This is a genomic window from Pseudoalteromonas sp. SR45-5 (assembly GCF_014163565.1).
Classification (GTDB): Bacteria; Pseudomonadota; Gammaproteobacteria; order Enterobacterales; family Alteromonadaceae; genus Pseudoalteromonas; species Pseudoalteromonas distincta.
The window spans coordinates 1-878 of the sequence record NZ_JACJDN010000986.1; the positions used below are offsets into that span (position 1 = coordinate 1).

1 protein-coding gene is annotated in these 878 nt (G+C 38.8%); it reads left to right on the forward strand.

Annotation, left to right across the window (positions count from 1 at the left end; translation table 11 throughout):
* Window positions 1–253: 253 nt before the first annotated feature.
* Window positions 254–878, forward strand: a 625-nt coding sequence (locus H5072_RS20540) for a dienelactone hydrolase family protein (protein WP_182694647.1), incomplete at its 3' end; no start/stop codon positions are given.

Consider the following 878-nt stretch of genomic DNA (forward strand, 5'->3'; position numbering starts at 1 on the left):
GCCAGCATTTATGCTTGTTTTAAGTATTCAAGTTTATATCCTAACTACTGTAGAAATTAAATTAAAAGATGGTAGAAACTTGAGTGAACTAACGATAAAGGACATATTAAATTTTGATAATAAAGAAATATCTTCAAGAGAATAAGTATTTGGGCTTTATTAATAATTCGATAAAAAGAGAGAAAATATTGCTCGTTTTTTATTCCTAATACGTTATGGTATTTAAATAACAAAATAAAATTAAGGAACAGCCATGAATACATCTGCCTCTGATCACATTCCTCAAGAAGCCTTTGATTGGTATGACGAATACGCCCACGGTTTAATGGACCGTCGTACTTTTATGAAAAAACTCGGAGGGCTTGCTGCACTTGGTTTTTCAATGGCTGTACTTACATCAGCATTATTACCTAATTACGCGCTGGCTGAACAAGTGTCGTTTAACGATGACGATATAACGGCAACGTACGAAGAATTCGATTCGCCAAACGGGCACGGTAAAGGCAAGGGTTACTTAGCAACCCCTAAAAACATAGAAGGTAAGCTCCCTGTTGTTCTTGTGATACACGAAAATCGTGGATTAAACCCATACGTAAAGGATGTAGCAAGACGCTTAGCGAAGGTAGGTTTTATTGCATTTGCGCCCGATGCGCTCTTTCCACTGGGTGGCTACCCTGGTAACGATGATGAAGGACGCGCCATGCAAAAAACCATGGACCGCGCTAAAATTCAAAACGATTTTGTAGCCGCAGCACACTTTTTAAAATCGCATGCTAACAGTAACGGTAAGTTAGGCGCTGTCGGTTTTTGTTTTGGTGGCTACATTGTTAATTATTTAGCGGCAGTAGATAGTAATTTAATCAGCGCCGGAGTGCCTT